22 protein-coding genes are annotated in these 21,665 nt (G+C 39.9%); 9 read left to right on the plus strand and 13 right to left on the minus strand.

Annotated features, from left to right (window positions below):
• Positions 1 to 18: 18 nt before the first annotated feature.
• Complete coding sequence (locus I6F41_RS09180; RefSeq protein ID WP_086998829.1) at positions 19 to 753, plus strand: dienelactone hydrolase family protein; 735 nt, start codon at positions 19 to 21, stop codon at positions 751 to 753.
• Positions 754 to 811: 58 nt separating this feature from the next.
• Here I6F41_RS09180 and I6F41_RS09185 read toward each other — a convergent pair whose 3' ends face one another.
• Positions 812 to 1,735 (minus strand): LysR family transcriptional regulator, encoded by a 924-nt coding sequence (locus I6F41_RS09185; RefSeq protein ID WP_011328846.1) that lies wholly within the window; start codon positions 1,733 to 1,735, stop codon positions 812 to 814.
• A gap of 143 nt (positions 1,736 to 1,878) precedes the next feature.
• On the opposite strand from I6F41_RS09185, the gene I6F41_RS09190 reads away from it, so the two are divergent.
• The 3 genes from I6F41_RS09190 (at position 1,879) to yghU (ending at position 4,172) form a co-directional block, all read left to right on the plus strand.
• The gene (locus I6F41_RS09190) at positions 1,879 to 2,562 is read left to right on the plus strand and encodes a type 1 glutamine amidotransferase domain-containing protein (RefSeq protein WP_086998826.1); all 684 of its coding nucleotides are present in this window, start codon (positions 1,879 to 1,881) and stop codon (positions 2,560 to 2,562) included.
• Between the two features lie 113 nt (positions 2,563 to 2,675).
• The gene (locus I6F41_RS09195; RefSeq protein ID WP_086998823.1) at positions 2,676 to 3,260 is read left to right on the plus strand and encodes a rhomboid family intramembrane serine protease; all 585 of its coding nucleotides are present in this window, start codon (positions 2,676 to 2,678) and stop codon (positions 3,258 to 3,260) included.
• Between the two features lie 72 nt (positions 3,261 to 3,332).
• A complete protein-coding gene (gene yghU, locus I6F41_RS09200; protein ID WP_011328849.1) occupies positions 3,333 to 4,172 on the plus strand; it encodes a glutathione-dependent disulfide-bond oxidoreductase in 840 nt (279 codons plus the stop codon).
• 75 nt (positions 4,173 to 4,247) lie between these two features.
• Here yghU and I6F41_RS09205 read toward each other — a convergent pair whose 3' ends face one another.
• The 7 genes from I6F41_RS09205 to I6F41_RS09235 all read right to left on the minus strand — a co-directional run bounded on the left by I6F41_RS09205 (position 4,248) and on the right by I6F41_RS09235 (position 10,177).
• Positions 4,248 to 4,703: a hypothetical protein gene (locus I6F41_RS09205; RefSeq protein WP_197108249.1), complete on the minus strand. Its 456-nt coding sequence runs from the start codon at positions 4,701 to 4,703 to the stop codon at positions 4,248 to 4,250.
• Between the two features lie 12 nt (positions 4,704 to 4,715).
• Positions 4,716 to 4,994 carry an EF-hand domain-containing protein gene (locus I6F41_RS09210; protein ID WP_086998814.1) on the minus strand — a complete coding sequence of 93 codons (279 nt, stop codon included), beginning with the start codon at positions 4,992 to 4,994 and terminating at the stop codon, positions 4,716 to 4,718.
• Between the two features lie 208 nt (positions 4,995 to 5,202).
• On the minus strand, positions 5,203 to 5,883 hold the full coding sequence (locus I6F41_RS09215; protein WP_197108251.1) for a response regulator: 681 nt from the start codon (positions 5,881 to 5,883) through the stop codon (positions 5,203 to 5,205).
• Between the two features lie 8 nt (positions 5,884 to 5,891).
• Positions 5,892 to 7,343, minus strand: coding sequence for an ATP-binding protein (locus I6F41_RS09220; protein WP_192532115.1), 1,452 nt, complete (start codon positions 7,341 to 7,343; stop codon positions 5,892 to 5,894).
• On the minus strand, positions 7,343 to 7,873 hold the full coding sequence (locus tag I6F41_RS09225) for a hypothetical protein (RefSeq protein ID WP_011328854.1): 531 nt from the start codon (positions 7,871 to 7,873) through the stop codon (positions 7,343 to 7,345). The genes I6F41_RS09220 and I6F41_RS09225 overlap by 1 nt, the downstream gene beginning before the upstream one ends.
• Before the next feature lie 9 nt (positions 7,874 to 7,882).
• A complete protein-coding gene (locus I6F41_RS09230) occupies positions 7,883 to 9,535 on the minus strand; it encodes a YHYH protein (protein WP_182684388.1) in 1,653 nt (550 codons plus the stop codon).
• Positions 9,536 to 9,568: 33 nt separating this feature from the next.
• Positions 9,569 to 10,177 (minus strand): flavin reductase family protein, encoded by a 609-nt coding sequence (locus I6F41_RS09235; protein ID WP_197108253.1) that lies wholly within the window; start codon positions 10,175 to 10,177, stop codon positions 9,569 to 9,571.
• A gap of 120 nt (positions 10,178 to 10,297) precedes the next feature.
• Here I6F41_RS09235 and I6F41_RS09240 point away from each other — a divergent pair, with 120 nt between their 5' ends.
• From I6F41_RS09240 to I6F41_RS09250, 3 genes are all read left to right on the plus strand, one after another.
• The gene (locus I6F41_RS09240) at positions 10,298 to 11,809 is read left to right on the plus strand and encodes a cryptochrome/deoxyribodipyrimidine photo-lyase family protein (protein WP_182684390.1); all 1,512 of its coding nucleotides are present in this window, start codon (positions 10,298 to 10,300) and stop codon (positions 11,807 to 11,809) included.
• Entirely contained in the window at positions 11,799 to 11,936 is a 138-nt protein-coding gene (locus tag I6F41_RS09245) for a DUF2256 domain-containing protein (RefSeq protein ID WP_182678345.1), read from the plus strand. Before I6F41_RS09240 ends, I6F41_RS09245 begins: the two co-directional genes overlap by 11 nt.
• A gap of 124 nt (positions 11,937 to 12,060) precedes the next feature.
• Positions 12,061 to 12,489 (plus strand): OsmC family protein, encoded by a 429-nt coding sequence (locus I6F41_RS09250; protein WP_089368627.1) that lies wholly within the window; start codon positions 12,061 to 12,063, stop codon positions 12,487 to 12,489.
• Positions 12,490 to 12,551: 62 nt separating this feature from the next.
• Here the strand turns inward: I6F41_RS09250 and I6F41_RS09255 are convergent, their stop codons facing one another.
• On the minus strand, positions 12,552 to 14,045 hold the full coding sequence (locus I6F41_RS09255) for a dipeptidase (RefSeq protein ID WP_182684391.1): 1,494 nt from the start codon (positions 14,043 to 14,045) through the stop codon (positions 12,552 to 12,554).
• A 175-nt stretch (positions 14,046 to 14,220) separates the two neighbouring features.
• Here I6F41_RS09255 and I6F41_RS09260 point away from each other — a divergent pair, with 175 nt between their 5' ends.
• Positions 14,221 to 14,409: a DUF2986 domain-containing protein gene (locus I6F41_RS09260; RefSeq protein WP_011328862.1), complete on the plus strand. Its 189-nt coding sequence runs from the start codon at positions 14,221 to 14,223 to the stop codon at positions 14,407 to 14,409.
• 147 nt (positions 14,410 to 14,556) lie between these two features.
• Here the strand turns inward: I6F41_RS09260 and I6F41_RS09265 are convergent, their stop codons facing one another.
• On the minus strand, positions 14,557 to 16,683 hold the full coding sequence (locus I6F41_RS09265) for a TonB-dependent receptor plug domain-containing protein (protein ID WP_182684392.1): 2,127 nt from the start codon (positions 16,681 to 16,683) through the stop codon (positions 14,557 to 14,559).
• A gap of 366 nt (positions 16,684 to 17,049) precedes the next feature.
• On the opposite strand from I6F41_RS09265, the gene I6F41_RS09270 reads away from it, so the two are divergent.
• The gene (locus I6F41_RS09270) at positions 17,050 to 18,252 is read left to right on the plus strand and encodes an MFS transporter (protein ID WP_011328864.1); all 1,203 of its coding nucleotides are present in this window, start codon (positions 17,050 to 17,052) and stop codon (positions 18,250 to 18,252) included.
• 60 nt (positions 18,253 to 18,312) lie between these two features.
• Here I6F41_RS09270 and I6F41_RS09275 read toward each other — a convergent pair whose 3' ends face one another.
• From I6F41_RS09275 to I6F41_RS09285, 3 genes are all read right to left on the minus strand, one after another.
• On the minus strand, positions 18,313 to 19,359 hold the full coding sequence (locus I6F41_RS09275; RefSeq protein WP_179807884.1) for an NAD(P)-dependent alcohol dehydrogenase: 1,047 nt from the start codon (positions 19,357 to 19,359) through the stop codon (positions 18,313 to 18,315).
• A gap of 158 nt (positions 19,360 to 19,517) precedes the next feature.
• The gene (locus I6F41_RS09280) at positions 19,518 to 20,231 is read right to left on the minus strand and encodes a DUF1499 domain-containing protein (protein WP_182678333.1); all 714 of its coding nucleotides are present in this window, start codon (positions 20,229 to 20,231) and stop codon (positions 19,518 to 19,520) included.
• An 83-nt stretch (positions 20,232 to 20,314) separates the two neighbouring features.
• The gene (locus I6F41_RS09285; protein WP_197108254.1) at positions 20,315 to 21,655 is read right to left on the minus strand and encodes a DUF1501 domain-containing protein; all 1,341 of its coding nucleotides are present in this window, start codon (positions 21,653 to 21,655) and stop codon (positions 20,315 to 20,317) included.
• Between the last annotated feature and the right edge of the window lie 10 nt (positions 21,656 to 21,665).

Below are 21,665 nucleotides of genomic sequence, written 5' to 3' on the forward strand. Positions count from 1 at the left end.
ATATAACTGAGCGCAATTATGATCATCGAACAACATAATGCCGACTTGCCTACCCCTACAGGGTTGATGCGAACCACTATATACCGCCCTCAGGCGCAAGGGCTGTTTCCTGCACTTATTTTTTACTCTGAAATTTTTCAGCAAACCGCCCCTATTGCCCGCAGCGCCGCTATTTTAGCAAGCCATGGCTTTGTAGTATTAGTACCTGAAGTATTTCATGAGTTAAATCCTATTGGCACTGTGCTCGCTTACGACGACGCAGGTAAAGACAAAGGTAATGCCGACAAATGGGCTAAACCTTTAGAGCATCACGATAGCGACACCCAAGCCATGATCGACTTTGTAAAACAACAAAACTATTGCACAGGTACGCTTGGTGTAATGGGTGTATGTATTGGTGGGCATTTAGCATATAGAGCCGCATTAAACCCTGAAATTAAAGCTGCATTTTGTTTATACGCAACCGATATTCACAGTAATACATTACCGGCAAAACCAGGTAATAACTCATTTGAACGTATGGCAGATATACAAGGCGAAATTCACTTTGTATGGGGTAAACAAGATCCACATGTGCCGCAAGAAGGCCGCACTAAAATTTATCAGCAATGCGTTAATACGGGTATAAATTACCAATGGCAAGAAGTAAACGCACAACATGCCTTTATGCGCGACGAAGGTGAGCGATACGACGCAGCGCTTGCAATAAGTATGTATCAACAAGCTGTGGCATTATTTAACCGCACTTTATAAATTAGATGTTTAAATTAACCCAAACGCTGGATAATAAATCTTTTAACCAGCGTTCATGTTAAATGTTTTTTAGCATGCCTAAAGCAGTATGTTGTTTTACAAAGTAGGCTTTTAAATAATCTATAAATAGCCGCAATTTTTTAGAGCCTGCTGCGCCTGGCGGAAACACCCCATAAAGCTCAATATCTTTGCTTTTGTAATCGTCTAATATAATTTCTAGCAACCCTGCTTGCACTTTAGGCCACGCATCGTACAGCGGTATACGGCCTATGCCATGCCCGGCTTCAACAAAAGCAGTACGGGCAGCAGCGTTATTGGTACTTAAACCGCCTTGCATTGTAATGTCGTGTTTTTTACCTTCTTTTGAAAGAGTTAACGTTTTACTGCCCAATTGATACACCACCCATTGATGCTGAGCTAACTCAACAGGATTTTTAGGTTTGCCAAAATGAGCAAAGTAATCTGGCGAGCCACAAATACAGGTACTCATTGTTGTGAGTTTAGTTGCTTGTAAATTAGAGTCGCTTAGCGCCACCCCACGAATGGCAAAATCAAAACCATGCTTTATAATATCAACTACATCATCGCTAAGTTGTAGGTCTATGTTAATTTTGGGGTATTGGCGTTTAAAGCTATTAATAGCAGGCACTATTAATTGCATCCCTACATTTACCGGACAACTAATTTTGAGTAGCCCCTGAGGCTCACTTTTTATATTTTCTATTTGTTGATTTGCCGCATTGGCTTGCTCAGTAATTATTCTGCAGCGCTCGTAATACGCCACTCCCGCCTCTGTTAATGCCATAGTGCGTGTTGAGCGATTTAGTAGGGTAATTTCAAGTTGGGTTTCTAATTTTTTTAAATGGTAACTTGCCACCGCACGCGTTAAACCTAAATGCTTAGCCGCAGCGGTTAAACTACCCTGCTCTACAATTTGTGCAAACACCACCATACTTTTTAACTGCTCAAACGACACTTTCATAACATCTCCTAAATCCACTGCATTATTGTATCAATTATTGAATCAATAAAGTTAAATTTATCATCGTTGTTTAAAGCATTATTAGTGCATATAGTAGTTGGTAGCAAAATTAACTAATTTAAATCATCAAAAGGAATATTCTAATGGCTAAAAAAATACTTATGGTTTTAACCTCACATGCAGAATTGGGCAACACAGGTGAAAAAACAGGTTTTTGGGTAGAAGAATTCGCAGCCCCTTATTACGCATTTAGAGATGCAGGCGTTGAAGTCACTCTTGCATCGCCAAATGGCGGCCAGCCCCCGATAGACCCTACAAGTACTCTTGCTGATTTTCAAACTGATGCAACTAAACGCTACGACGCAGACAGCGCCGCACAAGCATTAATGGCCAATACCAAAGTGCTTAGTGAAGTAAATTCGACAGATTTTGACGCGGTATTTTACCCAGGCGGCCACGGCCCACTATGGGACTTAGTAGAAAACACCGACTCTATTGCACTTATTGAAAGCTTTATTAAAGAGCAAAAGCCAGTAGCGGCTGTTTGTCATGCCAGTGCCGTATTTTTGAATACTAAAGATGCCGATGGTAATGCACTTGTTGCTGGTAAAAAAGTAACTGGTTTTACTAACAGTGAAGAAGCGGCAGTACAACTTACCGACATAGTGCCGTTTTTAGTAGAAGACGAACTGATTAAAAAAGGCGGCGACTATCAAAAAACGGATGACTGGGGTGTACTTGTACTCGAAGATGGCCTAGTAATTACCGGTCAAAACCCAGCAAGCTCAGAACTTGCTGCTAAAAAGCTACTAACCAAACTAGGTTAATAACGATTTATAAGTAAAAAGCACAGCATTTAATGCTGTGCTTTTTTAATTGCTTTGCATTAGCAAATACAATTCCTATACTGGCAACTATTAAGCTCAACTAGGACTATTATATGGCAACCACACGGTCATTACTAACAAGCAAACGCTTCGCTATTTTTAGTATTGTTACAATTTGCTTTGTTTTACAGCTAATTAATAGCTTACCTGGCATTAATCTTAATGGTTTTGGCATTTATCCGCGCAGCATTAATGGCTTAATTGGCATACTGAGCGCGCCATTTTTACATGGCAGTTGGTGGCACTTTGCCAGTAACATGCTGCCTTTTATGGTTTTAAGTTGGTTGATTTGCCAATACAGCGTTAAGCGTTTTTATAACGTATTTATTTTTACCGCATTAGTAGGTGGTTTTTTAGTATGGGCACTTGGTCGTAGTAATATTCATGTTGGTTTAAGTGGCGTTATATATGGGTTATGGGGTTTTATACTTTGCTATGGCGTAATTAGACGTTCATTTAAATCCATTGTTATTGCTGTTGTCGTTGCCCTACTTTACAGCGGATTTGTTTGGGGTGTACTACCACAGCGCTTGCATATTTCGTTTGAAAGCCACTTATTTGGAGCATTGAGCGGATTGTTTTTAGGCTATAAATTAGCAAAATCCGACAAACTTAAAAGTCAAAAAACTCGCCTTTAATTTATTTTAATGGCCACATTTATTAATACATATATTTTTTATATGTATTTCATTTAAACAGAGGTTATTTTTATGAGTGATCAAAATCAATACACCCCACCCAAAGTTTGGACATGGGACAGTGAGAGTGGCGGTAAATTTGCCAGCATTAATCGCCCCATTGCCGGCGCAACTCATGACAAAACCTTACCTATTGGCGAGCACGCATTTCAGCTTTATTCGCTTGCTACACCAAATGGTCAAAAAGCCGCTATTATGTTTGAAGAGCTGTTAGAGCTGGGCTTAACCGATGCAGAATACGACGCATATTTAATCAGCATAGGTGATGGTGATCAGTTTGGTTCTGACTTTGTAGATATTAATCCAAATTCAAAAATTCCAGCGTTAATGGATCATTCAACCACGCCGCCAACACGTATTTTTGAATCGGGCTCTATACTGCAATACCTAGCAGAAAAGTTTGATGTGCTTATACCTAAAGATTTAAAAGCTAAAACTGAATGTCGTAACTGGCTATTTTGGCAAATGGGCTCAGCGCCGTACTTAGGTGGTGGCTTTGGCCACTTTTATAGTTATGCACCCACTAAAATGCAATATCCTATTGATCGTTTCACCATGGAAACCAAGCGCCAGCTTGACGTGCTAAACCGCCATTTAAGTGCAAACGAATACATGGCAGGAGATGAGTACTCAATTGCCGATATCGCAATTTGGCCTTGGTATGGCTCTTTAGTGCTTGGCGACATTTATGATGCAGCTGAATTTTTAGATGTTGCCTCATACACTCATGTTGTACGTTGGGCTAAACAGGTTTCAAAGCGCCCTGGCGTAAAACGTGGTCGTCGCGTTAACCGCACATGGGGACCTGAAGAAGAGCAACTAGCAGAGCGCCACAGTAGTAGTGACTTTTAACCTTGCTGTTATTGGTAAACTAAAAAATCAGCAGTAATAGCTGGTTTTTTAGTTTAGGTGTTGCCTTATTTATAATTACGCTTTAACACTCAGTATCGAATCACCTTGTGATAAAGCAAACTTTTCTTGAACCGCCGATAAAATAGCACTTTTATCTTCGTCATTTAACTGGCTTGAATACTGCGCTAACAACTCATCTAAATAACTAACTACATCTTTAGTATTTACTTGCTCAATTGAATTTTTAGGCGGTAGTGGTGGGCGCTGACCTTCAGGTCGAGCAGCATCACCTATGCTTTTAGCCTCAAACTCCAACTCGCCCATTAGCTCAGCCAACTCTTTTGTTGGCGCTATACCTTGCTCTTTAAGTGCAGCTTGAATACTTAGCGCGTTTTCTGCCGTTAAATTTTCGGCATCGAATTCAGCGAGTGTTTGTTTTACAAAGTCACTTTGTGCTGTTGTTAACTTTGCGGTTTGGCTACTTTGTTGCTGCACCAGGCTTGCAGAATTACTGCTAATATTATTAATCATTACAGTATCCTTTCAACGCTTACGACGAGGTGGTTTATGATCATTTACTTCTTGCTCACTAATTTCGCCATTACCATCTGAATCTATTTCGTCAAAAATTGTTTGTGCGTCTTCGCCGTGTGGTGGTTTTTTAGCGCTAAACTCTGCATAGCTAATTACGCCATCGCTATTGGTATCCATGCTTGAAAAATCAGGTTTAGGTGGTTTGCAATCGCTGCCTCTTGCTGCAACATTTACTGAAAAAGCAACCGACAATAGTGTAATAATTGTAAGTGATGATAAGTGTTTCATGCTCGTAACCTTTTGTTTAATTAATAACAAAAGATTACGCTGTAAAAATGCAAACAATGTGCAAATAATGAGGAAGTAAAAATAATGTATATCGCTAATGCATAAATTTAAAATGATAGCGAAATGCTAATGCGAGTAAATAGCTAAAGTGGCTATTAATTACTTACGTTAACGCATCGTATTTGCTAATTAATCAAATATTTTGTTGTTAATTACACTGCTGTGGATTTACAAAGCGATAACCAACACCATAAACCGATTGAATAACGCTGTCGGTTTTGGTTAATTCGTCCAGCTTTTTACGCAATTTTTTTATATGACTATCAATAGTACGCTGGCTCACAATACGTTGATCGGCGTACATAGTATCCATTAAGCTATCGCGCGAATAAATACGGTTAGGGTTGTTAAACAAGGGCTTAAATAACTGAAACTCAACATTGGTAAGCTCAATACTTGCTGCTTTGTATTTTACACTGTAGGTGCTTTCATCAAGTTGCATAACATTGGTTTTTGGCTTAACGTTATTCAAGCGCCTTAAAATAGCTTTAACACGCGCCACCAGCTCTGCATAACTAAAAGGCTTACAAATATAGTCATCGGCTCCTAATTCAAGCCCAAGTAATCGGTCAATCTCCTCTACCTTTGCCGACACCATAATGATAGGCACATTAGAGAACTGCCTAATTGCTTTACACAATTCAATTCCGCTTTGACCAGGTAGCATTATGTCGAGCAAAATCACACTAGGCTTGTTAATTTCAAGCCAAGGTAGTACTTCATTACCATGATGTATTTGATGCGTTATGTAATGATGGCTTGTTAAAAAATCGCTTATTAAGTTAGCCAGCTTAACCTCATCTTCTACAATCAATATTTGCTCTTGCATAGTGTCCTCTAAGCTTTAAATAAGGGTAATTTAATAATGATAGCAAGACCGCCTAAACTAGATTTTTCAGCTTTAATCTCGCCTTTATGACCTTTAACTATGTGCTGACAAATAGATAACCCCAAACCCGAACCGCCCTCTTGGCGATTTCGCGAACTATCTACTCGGTATAAATACTCAAATAAGTGCGATAAATGCGATGGCTCAACCCCCACGCCATTATCTTCAATAATAAGCTGTAAATACATTTGCCCTTTAATACTTATATTACTCGCCGTTAATGAAATAGTAGAGCATTGTGCGTAATGCACTGCGTTCATTAAAATATTATCGAATAACTGTAAAAGGCGTGTTTTATCTGCTTGAACGGTTATATTTTTTGCAGCATTTAATAGGTAAAGCTTTATATTATGTTGCTCAAGTATAACCAGATATTTTTGCTCAATAGTATTTAATAACAATGCCATATCAGTAGCTTGCATAGTGTAATGCATGCCCCCTAACTCTGCGCTATTGAGCATATGCAAATCGTCTATTAAGCGCTTTAAATGCAGGGCTTCGTCGTTGGCCGAGTTTATATTTTTTGCATTTGGCTCGCGTATGCCAAGTAGCATAGCTTCAAGCTCACCAAGCAAAATGCTCATTGGCGTTCTAAGCTCATGAGAAATATTGGCAAGCCAGCGTTTACGTACTTGCTCGTCTTTGGCGAGCGTAAATGCAAGCGTATTAAAATCCTCGCTTAACTGCCCTAGTTCGTCTTTTCGATCTAGGGTCAGCTTAGTCTCGTAATTGCCTTGCGTTAAGCGGTGCATACCGTTAGCTATTTGTTTTACTGGGCTAACTAAATGCCGAGATAATAAAAAGGTAACCAGTAATGTAAGCAGTACCGCCGCTAAAGCAATAAACCATAAGTAGTTTGTTTGCTGCTGTAAAAAATCAAGTTCGTAGCCATCAACTAAGCTATCTCTTTTGGATACAGCTAAATAACCAACCGCTTTATTATTCACTGTAATGGCTGTAGTCATATAGTTTAAATTACTTAAATACCTGCCCACTATTCGCTGTTTATTTTCGTCAAGCAAAGCATAATGAGCAATATTTTCAGGAGGTGGTCGGCGCGCGCCTAAAACAATATGCTCGGATGGTGGTGGCCGGCGCATCATTCGCCCTCTTGGATCAGGGCTTTTTGGTAACTTAGATAAAAACTGGCTGTTTTCTAGTTGCGATTCTATAAGCATTCTAAAGTTTTTGTCGCCGCCAATAACTAACTCCCACGAGGGCGTTTTTTGATACTGCTTTGCAAGTTGTAGCGTAAGTGGTTCTAATGCTTTTATCTCTTTTGCATTAACAAAATCAATAACGCCTTGCCCTATACTCCACTGTATAAGTATTACCATCCCTGCAATAACACTAAAGGTAAAACTAAATAGTATTAAAAAAAGTTTATTATGAATTTTCATTAATGCGTATTTTTAACCTTGCTAGGAAAGCTTTCAAATCGGTATGTTATAAACTCTTTGGTTTGATCATTAACATACAACGTAGCAACTATTTTTTTGCCCTGAGCGGTCCAATACATGTGACCATGATTATTTAAAGTAACCGATACGGTATTTATACCACTTTTAAATAAGTTAGCAGGTAAATGCAATGCATGTCCGTAAATTCGCTGTATTTTAACGCCATTAATATATAAATGAGCGTGGCCTTGTAAAAAACCGGTATTTTCGTTTGTTGTCGCGCTCATCATTTGTTGCATGTTCATTGCGCCCTCAGGAGGCACTGATAAATCATAACGCTGTGTATCTAGAATTAAGTTATAACCCGACATACTATCTTTTAATAACTTAAGGCTCAGTGCCGGTGTGGGTGCAGCGTTTGGTACTGCAATAGGCATATGGCTATGATCCATCATTTCCTGCTGCGCAAAGAGCTTAAAGCTCAATAGCACAGCAGTAGTTAGGATCAATGCGTATTTAAAATAACGCATAGTTACTCCTTACCTTCTTGGTGGTGGACCCATTGTTTCGCCCGTATCACAGCGACCAATTGAATTATCAGCTAATTGACCTTTAAAACGTGGCCCAATTTGATAAGGGAACGAAGGCTGTAATTTACCATCGCTGTCTAACGAAAGTGTTATGTGGTAGTGATAACCTTTACCATCGTTGGTATCGTGGCCGTTATGCTCATCAAGTTGTGCACCTGCTACTGTTTTTTGGGCGTAGTAATAATCTTCAAAATAATAACCGTCGTCGGCATTTAATGTATTACCTGAAAGTGTTGTTACTTCTGCGCCAATAGCTGGGCCTGTATCGCTTATTTGTGTACCTTGGCTAATATCGTATTGATTGACTAAAGTACAGCTTCGCTCACCTTGCGTACCACAACCGCCCTCGCTTGTTGATGCACCATAATCGCGCATTTCCCAACCGCTTAATGCAAGTTGCCCGTTACTTTCATAAGGGCCATAAAGTGGGTAGCCATCAGCTGCAAAACCATAAATTGGTGAATGCGCATCGCCATCATCTTCAAGTAAATCAGCTAAGCAGCTCGTGTAAAAATGATGATGATATTCTCCGTTAGCAGCGTGTCCGCCACATACATCCACATCGTATTGTTCGGCAATTGGCGCTAACGTATACCAAACATTATTACCGTAGCTCATACCATCGCCCCAATTAAATATGCTGGTGCCATTAACCATTAAACCAACTGTACCTAGGCCAGTTTCACAGGTTTCGGTGTCAGGTAAATCGGTGGGTGTTATTGGAAAGTACGCTTCTACAGCTTGTTCAGTCGGACAACCAGGTCCTGGAGGCCAATAGCCTGCACCGCCTGTATCATTACAATTTTCAGTGCTGCTGTTATAACCTATGTCTTCACCAAAAGAGATTGTTTGCCCTACTGCTGCTGAGGTTACACCGTTATAAAAATCGGTGGCTGCACGTGGGCGGTTATTTAGCGCGTCTACTTGCTCTTGTGTAAGCGTTACGTCATATTTTGGAATATCTGTGGTTTGCACGTACATGTATTCAACGTCAGCATCATCTTGTGCAACGCTAACAACTTCAACTGATTGCACATCTTCAACCACTGCACCATTATTTTGTATATAAGTAGAAGTTGTATCCTTGTTAATTAGCCAACTAGCAAGCTTTGCACTGGTATTGCTAGTATAATCTGATGATGCACGCACAGTAATTGTTACACTATCTATAACAACATCATTAGTGCCATCATCTGCACTGAGTTCAAATATCAGTGCTTCGTCGGTTAATACCTCAGGTGCTACAAACTCTGTTGACGTTGCAGTACTTAAAGATAAACTAACGGTTGTGCCCGATGTTTGCGACCAGCTAACCGATACTTCACCATCATCTTCAACCGTAGCGTTTAAATAAACGGTATCACCCGCATTAACTATTTGATCAATACCCGCATTAACTGTTGGAGCTGCATTACTGACTATTTCGCCTTCAATAGTTGCACTTGTTGAATCGCTATTACATGCGCTTAAAGCGATGCAAAGTGCACTTAATGCGAATAACTTAGCTACATTCGAGGTTTTTGTTTTAGAGTGCGTTTTCAATGTTTGAACCTTTACATTAACGTTTAATAAAACAAAGTTAACAAGTAAAAGTGCAAACAATGTGCACAAACTAAGGAAGAATCTACATTAAAATTACAATTGTGGCCTTTTGAGCACAAATTTATCTTTGGTTGTACTAAAGTAATCGCCGCCCATTTTGCCCACTGCATTTAATAATTTGGGATCAATATAGCCATTACTCATCACGCTATCGTTTATACAAATACCCACTACATCCAATAACATCATTTTTCCGCCGCCAGGCTCATTGGAAATGCTAATAACCTCGCGTAACTTACATTCAAACCGTACTTTTGAACCGGCAACACTTGGCGCGTTAACTAACAGACTTGGAGCTTGGGCGATGTTAGCTGCATCAAATTCACTTATATCACTAGGATAATTTGCACAACTTTGATTCATTTTTTCAACTAGCTCTTGGCTAACTATATTAACCACACATTCTTTAGTTGCCATTAAATTACTGAGCGTATCTTTATCCGTTTTATCACTTGGGTTTACTTGCGTAACGCTTAAAACAGGTGGTTTGCAGCTAGCCACAGTAAAAAATGAATAAGGCGCAATATTCGCAATACCTTCACTATTTAATGTGCTTATCCATGCAATTGGTCTAGGGCTTATTGCGCCTACTAAGTAGGAGTAAACATTTTGACTGGTGTTTTCGGTTAGATCTAAAAACATACTTTTCCCTTTAATACATTAAAACTAAATCTTAATTCAAAGTAGTTACGTATAGGCTTGGCTGACTTAGCTAAATAACAAACTAATTTTTATCTCCATTTAAAGCAATAAACAAATTATATGAAAATAAACATAGTGTGGTTTAAACGCGATTTACGTCTTAGCGATCATCAACCATTAAAAAATGCATTTAGTAACGGCTTACCTACCCTACTACTTTATAACTTTGAGCCATTAATGCTTGAAGATGCACACTACAATGAGCGGCATTGGCGCTTTGTATATCAATCAATAGTTGAGTTAAATAATCAACTAACACGCTTTAATGCCTGCGTTTATATATTTAATTTAAACATGGGTGACTTACTTGAATCGTTAAAGACGCAGTTTGAAATAGTTAATATTTTTAGCCATCAAGAAATAGGTTTAAACAATACCTTTGAGCGCGATAAAGCCATTAAAGTGTGGTGCCAACATAACCGCATTAATTGGCAGGAGTCGCAAACAGGCGCAGTAATTCGCGGCAAAAAAAATCGTAATAATTGGAACGAGCGCTGGCAGCAAACAATGCAAGCACCTATCGCGGTTCCTAATTGGAAAAGTATAAAAACAATTACCCTCAATAATTACCAAGCACCTGAGCTGCCAAGCGCTTACACCCAAAATCACGACAGTTTTCAACAAGGCGGCCCGCTGCAAGCACGCACTGTATTACAGAGCTTTTTTGCCGAGCGCGGTAAAGGTTATCAAAAAGGAATATCAAGCCCAAGTTTGAGCCAAGTACATTGCTCTCGGCTCTCGCCGTATTTAGCCTGGGGGAACATTAGCCTTAGGCAAGTGTACCAAATGGCCTTTGACAAATATCATTCAAAACATCCTGATAAAAAAGGCTGGAAGCGCCCACTTGCTGCGTTTGTATCGCGCTTGCATTGGCACTGCCACTTTATGCAAAAGTTTGAAAGCGAATGCTCTATGGAGTTTTTAGCACTTAATCCGGGTTATCACGTATTTCCGTATCGTGATGACGAACATGTAAAAAGCGATATTGAACGCTGGGCGCAAGGTCAAACAGGTATTCCAATTATTGACGCTTGCATGCGCTGTTTAAAAGCCACAGGTTATATAAACTTTAGAATGCGCGCCATGCTTGTAAGCTTTGTAACACATCATTTAAATATAAGCTGGCAGCAAGCAAGCTTTCCTCTTGCTAATTACTTTTTAGATTTTGAACCAGGAATTCACTACCTGCAAATTCAAATGCAAGCCTCAGTAACTGGCATTAATACCATTAGGCATTACAACCCAATAAAGCAGTCGGAAGATCAAGACCCAACAGGCGCGTTTATTAAAAAGTGGTGCCCCGAACTTGAAAAACTCCCTATTGAATATTTACACCAGCCTTGGCAACAAACTCCTATGGAAGCGCTATTTAACGATTTTAAGCTAGGGGAAGATTACCCCGAGCCCATGCTTGATTTAACAGCAGCCTCAAAAGCAGCGCGCGAACGTTTATGGCAATACCGCGAGCGAGCAGATGTTAAACGCGCCATAGGAAGTATTCTTAGAAGGCACGTAGCAATTACAGCAAAAACAAGCCAAGTAAAAAATAAAACCACTAACGATGGCTCATAAAAAGCAAAGCTTACCTCAAAAAACATGCCCCATTTGCAATAAACATTTTACGTGGCGTAAAAAATGGCAACGCGACTGGGACAATGTTATTTACTGCTCAAAGCGCTGTAAGTGCAATAAGCAATAATAGCTGGCGCTCATCTTGCACTAACCTTATAAATACAACGCTTTTTAGCTATTTTGTGATTATTTTTGCAAATAACACTCACCTAGTATGAAAAGCTTACCGCCAATGCAATAAGGAGAAGATGATGACAATTAAAAAATCTGCAAACTCAAAATGGTCTGGTGATATTAAAACAGGTAAAGGGAGTATTTCTACGCAAAGTGGCGCGCTTAATAATCAACCCTACGGATTTAATACCCGCTTTGAAGATAAACCCGGCTCAAACCCTGAAGAATTAGTAGCTGCGGCGCACAGTGCATGCTTTAGTATGGCATTATCGCTAGCATTAGGTGAAGCAGGGTTTACCGCCGACAACATTGATACCAAAGCGGTAGTTAGCTTAGATGAAGTAGACGATGGTTTTGCTGTTACCCACATTGCGCTTGAAGTTAATGCTAAAATTGCTGATATTGCAAACGAGCAGTTTCAAGCTTTATGCGATCAAACCAAAAAAGGCTGCCCTATTTCTAAACTAATGAATGCTGAAATATCACTCAAGGCTGAGCTGAACTAACTATTGTAAATACATTATTAAAACGCCGCATTTATTTGCGGCGCTATATTACATGCGTTTAGTTACATATTACCTAGCTCTATCATCATCGCGGTGTACATGCGCAAGTTAAGCTTTAGCTGCTCAAGGGTAATAAACTCATGCTCAGAGTGTCCGGTGTAACGCTTACCTGGCATTGATGGGCCAAACGATACCGCATTATCAAATAACTTAGCGTTAGTACCGCCGCCAATAGAGACAAAGCCGGCTTGTTGATCACCCGTAAAGTGCTTAAAAATATCAAGTAATTTTTGCGCATGCGGCGCGCCATCAAGTAGCATAGGCGTACCAATAATAGTTTTAACATCATTTAGTGTTACATTGTTAGTGGCTTGCCATTTTGCTAGGGCACTGTCTATTTGCTGCTTTAACACCAACTCTTCTTTGCCCATAGGACGGCGCGCATTTACACTAAGCGTTAGGGCATTTCCCTCTCGTTCAATCACAGTAGGTGCCACTGTCATTGGCCCCATAAAATCATGTTTATAGGCAATATCGCCAAACTGTTTGCCATGAATATCTAAACCAATTAGCTGATTTACAAAGTTAATTAACTGCCCATCGCTATTATTTTCAAGCACTAGACCTTTAAATATTTCGGCTAAATAAGCAATTGCGTTAACACCCGACTCTGGCTCTGATGAATGCGCCGATACGCCTTTTACACTAATTGCGACAGCAGTATCGCTTTGCTGAGCAAAGTTAAACTCTACTTGCTTAAGCGTACTGGCTTTGGCTTTTAATTGAGTAAGTAACTTAGCATCGGCATTATGCAGTACTAGGCTGGCGTCTTCTGGTATTTGGCTTACAAATGCACCACCTGCAACATCACTAACATAAACGCCTGTTTTTGCCGAGGTAGCATTGAACGTTGGCGCAATTAAACTCCACCCTTTTTCAGCCACCACTACCGGGTATGACGCATCAATTGTTACTGCGTACTTTGGCTGCTCATAGGTTTTCATAAACTCAGTAAGCGGGCCCCAATCAGACTCCTCAGCAAGGTAAATCATTAACTCAATACGGTTATTAAGCGTTATGCCTTTATCTTTAATGGCTTTCATGGCGTAAAGCGCTGTCGCTATTGCGCCTTTATCGTCTTCGGTACCGCGGCCAATTAAGCGCCCAGGCTCTGATGTTGTATCAATAATAAATGGGCTTTGCTGCCACTTACTCGCATTAGCTGGTTGCACGTCGCCGTGTGTTACTACGGTTACTTTATCGCTTTGTTCCCCAAGTCCAATTAATACTGTGTAGCCTAAATCCTGATAATCTAAACCCAGCTCGGCCGCTTTCATTTTGAGTAAGGCTTTAAAACCAATAAAGTCGGGATTTTGTGGTGCGCTAATATCGCTTTTATTCACAGTAGGAAATGATACTAAATTGGTTAGTGTATGTACCTGGGCGCTTTGGTAGGTATTTACGGCATAATTGGCAACACTATCAATATTTTTATTTAACTGTGCTTGGGCACTAAACGCAAATAATGCAACACTGGCTAACGCTAACTTTTTCAAAACAATTCCCATTTAATTAATCACTAAGAAACATAATTATAACCTTGTGCATCTCACACAAACAGCGCTTTGCGGTAAAGTCACATAACAACCAGTGCAATTAGTTAAATATTTATATAGTTGCTTTTATACTTGGTGCTATATAATGCGCGCCTTAAAATTATGAGTATTAAATATGAACCGTCGCAAAAAAATCGTTACTAAATTTCAAAAGAAAGATAAGCGCACCAATGCCAAATTACATAAAAGCAAAAAACCAGGTTATGTATCAAAAGCTGAGCGCGAAAAACTTGAAAAACTTACTGACGAAAAAGTAGAACAAACAACTGAGCAAACCGCTGAACCTGAAGCTGAGCAACAATAAGCGCTTTTAGGCGCTTATTGCTTTAAGTTTTTACGGATCTATTGTGGTAAAAGTAGCGTATCGCTCAATAACCTACTACCACAGTGGTAACTATTAATTTAAAAGCCATAGTAAATTTATATAGCCCTTCTATTTACCGTTTCAACCTTAAAACGCGTAGCTTAATGCTAAATTTAATGATCTTCCTTGTCCTGCTAATTGTGTAAAGCCGGTTGCGTTATCTTGTTTAAACCCCGCAATGCTAACCCCACCTAATGGTAGTTGGTAATACTGATCAAATAAATTTGTTACCTCAACACTTAGCGTAAATGCATCCCACACTGTTTTAGAACTTAAATTAACTAAATGATAGCTATCGGTTTGGTTTTCAAAGCGGTTGTTATCTACTCTCGTTTTAGTATCGACCCATTGCCATAAAAGTGAGTTTTCAACATTACCAACTTGCTGGCTAATACCAAGCTGGGTTTGCAATGGTTTAATTTGATAAAGCGGCTGAGTGCTAGAGTTACCGTCGCGTTTGCCACGGGTGTTAGTTATATTTGCTTTTAACTGCCACTGACCTAACTGTTCAGATTGATAAATACTGGCACTTAAATCTACTTTAGCGCCATATAAAATGGCGTCTACATTAGTAAACTGCAAAATATTGCGACTATTACCGTCAATACCTGAACTATTAAAGTTTCTTACTATGTCAGCATCAATATAATCATTCACATCGGTATACCAAATATTAGTACTTACACGCCAGCTGTCGTCTTTTGCCAATTTAGTATAAGTAGCACTCATTGTATGTGCGGTTTCAACGCCAAGATCTGGGGTGCCAATATAACCATTACCATCGCCGTACCAGCCAATCATGGTGGTTGCCATATTGCTAACCCCCCAACTGTATCGCTCGTATAAGTTTGGCGCGCGATTTTTACGAGCAATACCAAGTTGCAGTTCATCAACGTTAGTTATTTGGTAATTAATTAATACGTTTGCATCAACTACAGTATCGGTTTTATTTCTACTCCCTGCATTAAACGTATTTGCTGCTATAGCGTCACTTGGCCCTATATGCATACCGCCCATGTGCATACCTGTGTTATATGCCTGTACTTCACTTACTTGGGTATTTATATTTTCAATACGCACACCCGTGTTTAACCATAGTTTTTTACTATTTTGGCTTTCATATTCTGCAACAAGTGCAATGCGTTCACGCTTTCCATTATTAATATTTTTATAGTCGTTTGGCCCCATCATGGCCGAGCCTGTAATACTTGGCCACCAATCATCAATACTATAATGGTAATATTCTTGAGCTAGCAATATGCTGCTATCGTTATCTAAATTTATACGCCATTTTAACTGGCTGCTTATATCTTCTGCGTCGGTTTTCATTGGCATCATGCCGATTTTTTCTGCGCTAAAAAATCCCATATCGTGTTTTACGCTATGCCAATTTACTTGTCCTGCAAACTCGCTGCTCGCAAATGCTCGTTTGTATTGCGCTGTAACCCCGTAACTGGTGTTATCTGTCATATCCATATACTGATTAGCAAAGCCTTGATACGGAATTTTTTGATGACTAAGCTTAACTACAACCTGCTGTTTATCGTCGCGTATAGCTGCGGTTAAACTGTGATTTTGGGCGCGATACAACGTATCAAGCACTACATCGCCGTTCCCGTCTTCATAGCTGTTTGCATCACTAAACGAGCCCTGATAATTAACGCTAAGTGTATTACTTGCTAAACGTGCACCTACTCCAAAATTACGACCATTGTCAGCAGTGCTGTACTTTGCCGATACATAACCAGAATGCCATGCTAAATCGCTATTTTGAGTGTATTGCGGTGCAATAGAGTTAACACTTATTACACCTGCTATATTATCGCCACCTGCACTTACCGGTGATACACCGGCAACCACATGATAAGACGTAACTTGGTTCGCCGAAATGTAAGACAACGGCGGATTCATTTGATTAGCGCATGCCGCCGTTATTTCTGCGCCATCAACTAATACTTTTACTCTGTCGCCCATTAAACCATTTAAAATAGGTAAATTAGATACGCCACCAGCAGCTGAAAAATCGACACCTAAATCACTTAATAGCGACTCTGTAGAGCCAAGTGCTAAATGTTTATTTTGAGCATCCCCATGTACTTCAATCACTTCTAAAGATGTATCGTCGGCAAATACTAAAGGTGATAAAAGCCCACTTGTTAAAAACACTAAAGGTGAGAGTAAGTAAGGTGTACGGTATATTATTTTATGCGCCATTATTTTATTCTTTGGACTGCTATTATTAATGACGTAATTATACTGGATTCACCTTACTTGCATGCGCGACATAATGTCGCACTTTATTAACTATAATCAGTATTTTTAGCCAAGCTTATCTTTTTATATTAGGTTATTTGCCTCTCTAAATTAACCACACGACATTAAGATTTTATTAAAGTAATTAATTTACCTTTAACGGCCAGCTAATAGATGACGCCCTATGTTATTTGGCTTAAAATGGCCGCCTATTTATTCCCAGCATTTACAACAACACTTCTTTTGCTTTTTTCGCAGCAACAACACTTTACAGTTTGCTTGTTGCCCTAGTTTTTATGAATTAAACATTAATCTCAAAGGATTTTTATGACCGCTAATGTAGCGCCGCCATCTAATCAACTTAACCGAACAGCTATATTAATCGTGCTTGCGCTCGGTACTTTTATTTTAGGGTTATCTGAATTTTCGATGATGCCTATGCTGCCACTGATCAGTGAAACTTTTGGCTCAACGCCTTCGCAAAGTGGCTACGCTATAAGCGCTTATGCTTTAGGTGTTGTTGTTGGTGCGCCCATTTTAATGTTAACTACTGCAAACATGAGAAAACGCAAAGCGTTGCTTATATTTTTAAGCTTAATGTGTATTTCTAATAGCTTAAGCGCTTTTGCAACGTCACTTGAGCAATTGGTATTGTTTCGCTTTTTAAGTGGCTTGCCCCATGGTGCTTATTTTGGTGCAGCTATTTTATTAGCCTCTGAAATTGCCCCTGCAGGTAAGCGTGCAAGCTTTATGTCGAAAGTTTTTATGGGTTTGACCATTGCCACCATTGTTGGCGTACCTGTGGTAACTTTAGTAGGGCAAAACTTAAGCTGGCGTTACTGCTTAGCCGGTGCAGGTGTTTTAGCTTTTATTGCTTTTATTTTTGTATATAAAGTTGTGCCAAATATTGAAAACACTAAACCATCTAATTTACTTAATGAGTTTGGAGTATTAAAAAACAAGCTGGTTTGGTCTATTTTGGGGATTGTAATTATTGGTTTTGGTGGGGTATTTTGTATTTATACCTATGTTGCCGATACTATTTTAGAAGTAACCGAAACAGCGCCCTACACCATTTCGATTGCTATGGTGATGTTTGGTATTGGCTCAACATTAGGTAATTATGTATTAGGTAAAGCGGCAGATAAATCTGCAATTAAAACAACTGGCTTAGTACTGGTTTGCACTATTGTATTTGCCTTTGCTTATGTAACCGCAAGCTATAACATTTGGCTGCTTTATGGGGTTATATTTTTTATTGGCTGCAGTTTAGGTTTAGCAACGCTAGTACAAACCTTACTAATGGATGTGTCTCCTAATGGGCATGCCATGATAGGCGCGTTAGTACAGTGTGCTTTTAATGTTGCTAATGCAATTGGCCCTTGGGTTGGAGGCATTGCAATTGCGCAAGGTGCCGCGCCAAATCAAACAGGCTATGTTGCCGCTGCTCTTTTTGTTGGTGGGTTTATTATGTGGTTACTTAGCTACTTACAAATGAGCAATAAATCGTTTGTAGCAAAAGAGGCTTAATAGTTAACTAAAAAGAGCCGCTAATTTGCGGCTCTTTTTATTTTTAATTACTAAGTGTAATTAAACACTTAACGATGCCATATCAATAACAAAACGATAACGAACGTCAGACTTTTCCATTCGCTCATAAGCTGTATTTATTTCATCAATATTGATCATTTCACATTCGGGTAAGACATTATGCTCGCCACAAAAATCAAGCATTTGCTGCGTTTGTGCAATACCACCAATAAGTGAGCCTGCAATACGGCGACGCCCCATTAATAATGGCACTGTGCTTAGCTCATCAACCGGGCCAACCTGACCAACAATAACCAGCGTACCATCAATATCTAGCAGTGGTGTGTAAATAGATAGGTCATGCTTTACCGGTACAGTATCAATAATAACGTCGAAGGCTGACTGCGCACTTTTCATTGCATCATCGTTTGACGACACTAAATAATGCTGGGCACCTAGTTTAACCGCATCGTCTTTTTTAGACTCACTACGGCCAACTACCGTAACGCTTGCGCCCATAGCGACAGCGTTTTTAACCGCCATATGGCCAAGACCACCTAAACCAACTACAGCAACACGACTGCCTTTTTTAACGCCCCACTTATGTAATGGCGAGTAGGTAGTAATGCCTGCACACAACAGCGGTGCAACACGCGACAGCTCTAAGTTTTTAGGTACTGAGAGTACGAACTCTTCACGCACTACAACATGTTTAGCATACCCACCTTGGGTCATATCGCCGTTAACACGATCTGTTCCTGCATATGTGCCTACCATGCCTTCACGGCAAAACTGCTCTTCGTTATTATCGCACTGATCGCAACTTTTACATGAGTCGACCATACAGCCAACAGCAACCGTATCGCCTTGCTTATATTTTGTAACGTCGCTACCTACCGACATAACCTTACCAACAATTTCGTGTCCGGGTACTAACGGGTAGCGACTACCGCCCCAATCATTACGTACCGCGTGCAAGTCTGAATGACAAACTCCACAGTATAATATTTCAATTTCTACATCGTTATTTCGTAAATCGCGGCGCTCAAAAGAAAACTCGGTGAGTTCTGAACCTTGGCTTTTTGCTGCATATCCTACTGTTTTCATAATAACTCCATAGTATGTTAAAAATATAAATACCAAATAAGTATACTTGCTTAGCTGTGAACACTAACTGATGATAAAAAACCCAAGCCGTACGCTTGGGTTCCATTTGATTGCTGATAACTTAATTGTTAGTAACTTAGCATTTAGGTTTGCCCTAATTATTTTGCCAGTACCGCGTTTAATTCATCTACAAATGTATGAATACGCTCTGCATTTTTACCTAAATCACTGCGACCAATACGCGACTTACTACGAATATCAACAAAACGCTGAGAGCCTTCATCTTTAATACGCACCACTATGTCGTCTTTAAAACCAAACCAGGTGGTGGTCTCGGTTGCTTCAACAATCCCTTGGCTGGCATCGCTATTAACTAACTCCCAACCCAAATTTTTAATCGCTTGCACTGTAGCCACTACTAGCTCACTTTTTGGGTAAGCATAATTAAGGGTAGTCAGTTCTGGGTAAGCTTTAAGCTGTTGCGCAGCCGTTTCTGCTCCGGCATAAGCCACTGGGTTTGGCGCATCGGCACGCAGTGGTGCAATAGCTACAAACTTTGGTGGATTAACTACATCTGTCGAAATATCATGGATTGGCGGCACACTTTTCGCTTTATCCATCATATTAAGTGGCATAAAAATAGCAATACCCGCAAATACAACGGCCACTATAGTACTACTTACAGTGGCTGTTTTACGCATAAATATGACCTGCACTAAAAGTAATACAAGCGCAGCTCCCCCCACGTAAACACCAAACCTAAATCCAGCAAACGCAGTGCCTAATTCAACAACGCCAAATTTATATAATGGCCCGGGCAATACAACCATTAAAAAGGCGATTAAACTCACCAAACTTACTAAAACTTTCATTAATTTACTCCATTACATGAATTTTTTATTCGCAAACAGTTTTATACTGTTTGCGATGGAATTTGGGTTACATTAATAACGAATTAAACCATAAAATCTAATGTCGACTGATTAAAGTATCTTAAGTTTGGAAATATATCACCTAATTCTGATGCAGGAACACCAAACCACTTAGCTAGTGTGGCAAAATATTGCTCATTTGCAACACTTGGTATTAATCGCCCTCGGCCGGTATCTTGTGGTCCGCCTAAATGTTGAGTTAATAACTCCCCATATATATTGGCGCCTTTAACTGCGCCTCCCATAACGATTTGGTTTCCTGCCCAACCATGATCCGTGCCATCGCCATTAGATGTTAGCGTACGGCCAAAGTCCGACATAGTAAACGACGTTACTTTGTCAGCCATATTCAGCTCATTCATCGCACTATTAAACTCGTTAAGTCCTTGTGCTAGTGTGCTAAGCAATGCAGGGTGAGTATTCAATTGATTATCGTGTGTATCAAACCCTCCCATAGAAACAAAAAACACTTGGCGCTGCGTACTTAACTTTGCTTGCACACTAATCGCCTTAGTTACCGCAGCTAGTTGCTTCGACAACCCTGTATCGCTAAATGAGGTAATAAGTTCAGGGGCGGCTTCAAGCGCACTATTCATTGTTTGGGTATTTCTAATCGCTGAATTAAAACTATTAGCGTAAGCACCCGTTAATGGATGATTCGTATTACCCATTATACGGTTCATAATATTGGTTACATGCTCAGTTCTTGGCTGATAACCGCCAAAAGCGTTTACTTTACTTATACCGCTTTTATTAAGCGAAAACGCCTTAGTTTGCGCGCCTGTTTGCCAAAGATTGGTGCCATCGAGCGATATGTTTGCAGCAAACTGATCTTGCTGATTTAAGCGTTCTAGCAAACGCGCTCCCCAACCATTATTTAGCGATTCCTTTTCACGACCATACATCCACGCTGCTTGTTGATTGTTATGTGAAAACAAGTGTTGAGGCAGCGGTACTGCTTTATTTTTATAATCGTCAAGTGTGGTTGGTGCAAGCAAAGTACCTACTCCGCCAACAAATGCCAAGTTAGCCGAATCAAACACACTTTGCATGGGTGCAAGCGCTGGGTGCAGCCCTACACCACCAGCAAACGACGAATTAGTATTAAGCGCAATAGGCGAAGCAACCGCCAAGTTTTGCCTGCTTTTTTCATATAAATTTCGTTGCTCGCCCTCTAACGGCATTAGCATATTTAGTGAATCGTTACCGCCATATAAAAATATACATACTAGGGCTTTATAATCACCCAATTCAATAGCATTTGTTGAACCCGTTAATGCTTGAAGTTGTAAGCTGGTTAGCGCCGCTGCCGACACCCCGCCTTTTAAACATAATGACAAAAATTGCCTTCTATTTATGCTCATTATGCCTCTC

It is taken from the genome of Pseudoalteromonas sp. SCQQ13 (assembly GCF_015864415.1).
Taxonomy (GTDB): Bacteria; Pseudomonadota; Gammaproteobacteria; order Enterobacterales; family Alteromonadaceae; genus Pseudoalteromonas; species Pseudoalteromonas nigrifaciens.

Bases quoted from the DNA above. Each gene is read 5' to 3' on its own strand.
- I6F41_RS09225 (WP_011328854.1), bottom strand. From the start codon at position 7,873: ATGCGTTATTTTAAATACGCATTGATCCTAACTACTGCTGTGCTATTG.
- yghU (WP_011328849.1), top strand. From the start codon at position 3,333: ATGAGTGATCAAAATCAATACACCCCACCCAAAGTTTGGACATGGGAC.
- I6F41_RS09265 (WP_182684392.1), bottom strand. From the start codon at position 16,683: ATGGCGCATAAAATAATATACCGTACACCTTACTTACTCTCACCTTTA.
- I6F41_RS09245 (WP_182678345.1), top strand. From the start codon at position 11,799: ATGGCTCATAAAAAGCAAAGCTTACCTCAAAAAACATGCCCCATTTGC.
- I6F41_RS09205 (WP_197108249.1), bottom strand. From the start codon at position 4,703: ATGATTAATAATATTAGCAGTAATTCTGCAAGCCTGGTGCAGCAACAA.
- I6F41_RS09195 (WP_086998823.1), top strand. From the start codon at position 2,676: ATGGCAACCACACGGTCATTACTAACAAGCAAACGCTTCGCTATTTTT.
- I6F41_RS09210 (WP_086998814.1), bottom strand. From the start codon at position 4,994: ATGAAACACTTATCATCACTTACAATTATTACACTATTGTCGGTTGCT.
- I6F41_RS09275 (WP_179807884.1), bottom strand. From the start codon at position 19,359: ATGAAAACAGTAGGATATGCAGCAAAAAGCCAAGGTTCAGAACTCACC.
- I6F41_RS09190 (WP_086998826.1), top strand. From the start codon at position 1,879: ATGGCTAAAAAAATACTTATGGTTTTAACCTCACATGCAGAATTGGGC.
- I6F41_RS09280 (WP_182678333.1), bottom strand. From the start codon at position 20,231: ATGAAAGTTTTAGTAAGTTTGGTGAGTTTAATCGCCTTTTTAATGGTT.
- I6F41_RS09185 (WP_011328846.1), bottom strand. From the start codon at position 1,735: ATGAAAGTGTCGTTTGAGCAGTTAAAAAGTATGGTGGTGTTTGCACAA.
- I6F41_RS09270 (WP_011328864.1), top strand. From the start codon at position 17,050: ATGACCGCTAATGTAGCGCCGCCATCTAATCAACTTAACCGAACAGCT.
- I6F41_RS09240 (WP_182684390.1), top strand. From the start codon at position 10,298: ATGAAAATAAACATAGTGTGGTTTAAACGCGATTTACGTCTTAGCGAT.
- I6F41_RS09215 (WP_197108251.1), bottom strand. From the start codon at position 5,883: ATGCAAGAGCAAATATTGATTGTAGAAGATGAGGTTAAGCTGGCTAAC.
- I6F41_RS09285 (WP_197108254.1), bottom strand. From the start codon at position 21,655: ATGAGCATAAATAGAAGGCAATTTTTGTCATTATGTTTAAAAGGCGGG.
- I6F41_RS09260 (WP_011328862.1), top strand. From the start codon at position 14,221: ATGAACCGTCGCAAAAAAATCGTTACTAAATTTCAAAAGAAAGATAAG.
- I6F41_RS09235 (WP_197108253.1), bottom strand. From the start codon at position 10,177: ATGTTTTTAGATCTAACCGAAAACACCAGTCAAAATGTTTACTCCTAC.
- I6F41_RS09220 (WP_192532115.1), bottom strand. From the start codon at position 7,343: ATGAAAATTCATAATAAACTTTTTTTAATACTATTTAGTTTTACCTTT.
- I6F41_RS09250 (WP_089368627.1), top strand. From the start codon at position 12,061: ATGACAATTAAAAAATCTGCAAACTCAAAATGGTCTGGTGATATTAAA.
- I6F41_RS09180 (WP_086998829.1), top strand. From the start codon at position 19: ATGATCATCGAACAACATAATGCCGACTTGCCTACCCCTACAGGGTTG.